Raw genomic sequence first — 3,579 nt, forward strand, 5'->3', positions numbered from 1 at the left:
GCCGCGACGGCGCTGTCGGCGTCGGCGGCGCCCGCGGCGGCGGCGGTGGCGATCGTCTCGCCGCGCGCCGGATTTTCGACGGCGATGCGCTGGCCCGATGCGGCCTCGACCCAGCGGTTGTTGATCAGCAGCTGTTTGGGGCGTTGCAGGAAGGCGGCCGTGGCGTCCGACAAGGGCACGGCGTGCGGCGAAGGCGCGATCTGGGCGTTCACGGGAACCTCGGCGACGGATCAGAGTTCATGCTTCTTCCAGCGGCCGCGCAGGAACAGCAGCGCCGCGAGGCCGGTCAGCAGGCCGAACGCGATCGGCACCGACAGGTAGACGCCGGTCGCGCCCATCTCCAGCACGACGGCGAGCACCCAGGCCAGCGGCACCTGCACGATCCAGAAGCAGAAGAAATTCAGCCGCGCCGCGGTCCAGGTGTCGCCGGCGCCGTTGAAGGCGGCCTGCAGGCACATGCCGGCCGCGTAATACGGAAACGCGATCACGACGATGCGCAGCGCGAGCGTGGCCTCGTCGACGACGGCGAGCTCGCGGCTGAACAAGGTGACGATCCACGGCGCGAGCACGAACAGCAGCACGCCGATGGAACCGAGGAAGATCATGTTGTAGCGCGCCGCGATCCGCACGGCGGCGACCGCGCGCTCCGGATTGCCGGCGCCGAGGTTCTGGCCGACCAGGGTCGCGCCCGAATGCGCGAGACCCAGCGCCGGCATCAGGAAGAACTGCACCACGCGCAGCGCGATCGCGCAGCCGGCCAGCGCCGCCGTGCCCGACAGCGCCGCGATGCTGAACAGGCCGATGCCGCTGGTCGTGCTGACGACCATCTGCGCGATCCCGCTGAGCGCCGTCACGGTGACCAGGCGCAGCTCGGCCGCGACCGGCTTCAGGTGACGCAGGCCCACGCCGATCGCCGAGCGCGCGCCGCAGAGGTGTCCGAGCTGGTAGAGCACGCCGATGCCGCGGCTGATCGTCGTCGCGAGCGCGGCGCCGATGACGCCGGTTTCCGGGAACGGTCCCCAGCCGAAGATCAGGCACGGCGCCAGCAGCATGTTGATGCCGTTCGCGAGCCACAGCGCGCGCATCGCGATCGCCGGGTCGCCGGCGCCGCGGAAGATCGCGTTGATCAGGAACATCAGGAACACGCTGAGATTGCCGGCGAACATCACCTGGGCGAAGCCGGTGCCGAGCTCGGCGACGCGCTCGCCGCCGAGCAGGCGCAGGATGTCGGCCGCGAACCAGCACAAGGTCATGCCCACGACGGTCGAGGCGATCATGCCGGCCGTGATGATCTGGCCGGCGATCTGCGCCGCGGCGCGGCCCGATCCGGCGCGGCCGACGTAGCGCGCGACGATGGCCGTCGCCGCGAAGCTCATGCCGATCGCGACGGCGTAGATCAGGGTCATGACCGCTTCGGTCAGACCGACTACCGCGACGGCTTCGCTGCCGAGCCGCGAGACCCAGTAGGTGTCGACGACCGCGAACACCGACTCGGCGAGCATTTCCAGCACCATCGGCACCGCCAGCAGCAGGACGGCGCGATCGAGCGATTCGGTGGTGTAGTCGTGACGCCTGCCCTGAAGCGCCAGGATCGCTATCCGCCACCAGGACGGCGGCGGCGCCGCGGCCAGTTCGGTCGCTTCGGACGACATGATTTCCTCGTGCAGGAGGCAGGACGGAGCGGCGGAGACCGCTGCGGTACGACACGGCCGGCGCCGGGTCCGCTCCTCCCCGGATGACGGCTCCGCGCAGCGGCGGAGTGTATCGTCAATTGACTACAAGTTTGCAAGGTGCGCAGGTATTCATGGCCACTTTGCCATTTCTGCCGCTTGTCACAAGGTCATTTTGAGCGGTTCGAGCTCGAGGTCTTCGTGGCCGACAGCGGGCACGACCTTGCGCAGCCGCACGGGCGGCGCCCGCAGCGGGCCGCCGTGCTCGACGCAGAGCGCGAGCAGATGCTCGGGCGTCGGTCGGTACTGGGCGAAGCGCCAGCGGCCGGCGTCGTCGCCGAGCTCGGCATCGACGGCCAGCTGCACCGCGCCCTGTTCGGGAAAGCGGAAGCTGAACTTGTCCAGCGGCAGCGAGAGTCCCATGCCGCGCGCCTTGATGTAGGCCTCCTTGAACGTCCAGTACTCGAAGAAGCGGTGCTGTTGTTGCGCGGCCGGCACCGCGGCCAGCGCTTCGACCTCGACCGGCGCGAAGAAGCGGTCGGCGATGCCGACGGCCACCTCGCGCACCGCGAGGTTCTCGACGTCGACGCCGACGGCGCGGTCCCGCGTGACGGCCAGCGCGATCAGGCCGCGTGTGTGCGACAGGTTGAACGAGAGGCCGGCCGCCGCGGCATGCGTCGCCGCGACGCGCGGGCAGCCGTAGTCGTTCGTCGCGAACGACCAGTCGGTCGGCGCGACCGGCGCGTAGCGCGACAGCACGGTGCGCTGCAGCGCACGCGTCACGCGATAGCGCCGGCGGTCGTCGGCGAAATGGAAGCGGGCTTCCTGTTCGCGCTCGGCGCGGCTGAGCAGGCTGCTGAAGTGCTCCAGCAGCGCTGCGTCCGTGATCTCGTTGTAGAACGCCAGCCAGACATCGACGCCGTCGGCGACGGCCAGATCCGCCTTCATTGCAGCCGCTCCGTGACGCAGGCCCGGTAGTCGCCGGCCGCCGGAACGCGGCCGCACGGGTGGTCGCGGAACATAACCGATCGTCGCCCGGCCTGCGCGAACGACGCGACAAAGGCGCAGGAGAGGCCCTGCGGCGAACGCGCGTCCGTCCGCTGCCGGCTGATGACAACCGGTGTCAGCGGCTTTCGACGGCACCGCGGCATCCGTGCCGCATCGTGCATTGCGCCGGCATGAGCGCGATTGCGCAGGCGATGTGAGCGACTGGTCGCGAACGGGCCGCCCTGGCCTGCACGCCCGGCGCCGCGCGGCGCCTGGCACGGCCATTGCCGGGAACGAATCGTCCTGACTTCCCGGAGTCGCCATGGCGGAACGCTCGTCGATGCCGCATCACTCCCGACGCGGCGAATCGCCGGACGGCGCAATGCCGCCGCTCGCGCCGTCGTACCGGGACGCGGGCACGCTGCGCATCGGCTGCGCCGGCTGGTCGCTCGCGCGTGCGGTGCAGGATCGATTCCCGGACGGCGCGAGCCAGCTCGCGCGCTATGCCGCGGTATTCCCGGCCGTGGAGATCAATTCCTCGTTCTACCGGCCGCACCGGCGCAGCACCTACGAGCGCTGGGCCGCGAGCGTGCCCGACGATTTCCGCTTCGCGGCGAAGCTGCCGCGCACGATCACGCACGAACGCCGGCTCGCCGGCTGCGAAGCCTTGCTGGACACGTTCCTCGACGAAGTGAACGGACTGGGCCGGCGCCTCGGCGCGCTGCTGGTCCAGCTGCCGCCGTCGCTCGCCTTCGATCCGCGGGTTGCCGACGGTTTCCTGCGCGCACTGCGCGAACGCCACTCCGGCGCACTGTGCCTGGAGCCGCGGCATGCAACGTGGTTCACCGGCGGCGCCGACGCCGTGCTCCTCGCGCGGCGTGTCGCGCGCGTCGCTGCCGACCCGGCCGTCGTCGCGGCCGCG

Annotated in this window: 3 protein-coding genes and 1 pseudogene; 1 reads left to right on the forward strand and 3 read right to left on the reverse strand. The window is 70.9% G+C overall.

Going from position 1 to position 3,579, the window contains the following annotated elements:
- The 3 genes and pseudogenes from NON22_RS21860 to NON22_RS21870 form a co-directional block, all read right to left on the reverse strand.
- A pseudogene (locus NON22_RS21860) lies at window positions 1–212 on the reverse strand (hypothetical protein); the annotation flags it as partial.
- Window positions 213–230: 18 nt separating this feature from the next.
- Complete coding sequence (locus NON22_RS21865) at window positions 231–1,652, reverse strand: MATE family efflux transporter (RefSeq protein WP_257389119.1); 1,422 nt, start codon at window positions 1,650–1,652, stop codon at window positions 231–233.
- A 180-nt stretch (window positions 1,653–1,832) separates the two neighbouring features.
- Window positions 1,833–2,618: a 4'-phosphopantetheinyl transferase family protein gene (locus NON22_RS21870; RefSeq protein ID WP_257389120.1), complete on the reverse strand. Its 786-nt coding sequence runs from the start codon at window positions 2,616–2,618 to the stop codon at window positions 1,833–1,835.
- Window positions 2,619–2,979: 361 nt separating this feature from the next.
- On the opposite strand from NON22_RS21870, the gene NON22_RS21875 reads away from it, so the two are divergent.
- Window positions 2,980–3,579: DUF72 domain-containing protein (locus tag NON22_RS21875; RefSeq protein ID WP_257389121.1), on the forward strand; the 600-nt coding region annotated here is incomplete at its 3' end.

The sequence above is a fragment of the Tahibacter caeni genome, assembly GCF_024609805.1.
Classification (GTDB): domain Bacteria; phylum Pseudomonadota; class Gammaproteobacteria; order Xanthomonadales; family Rhodanobacteraceae; genus Tahibacter; species Tahibacter caeni.

Excerpts from the sequence above, each read along its gene's own strand:
- NON22_RS21865 (WP_257389119.1), bottom strand. The coding sequence starts at position 1,652 with ATGTCGTCCGAAGCGACCGAACTGGCCGCGGCGCCGCCGCCGTCCTGG.
- NON22_RS21870 (WP_257389120.1), bottom strand. The coding sequence starts at position 2,618 with ATGAAGGCGGATCTGGCCGTCGCCGACGGCGTCGATGTCTGGCTGGCG.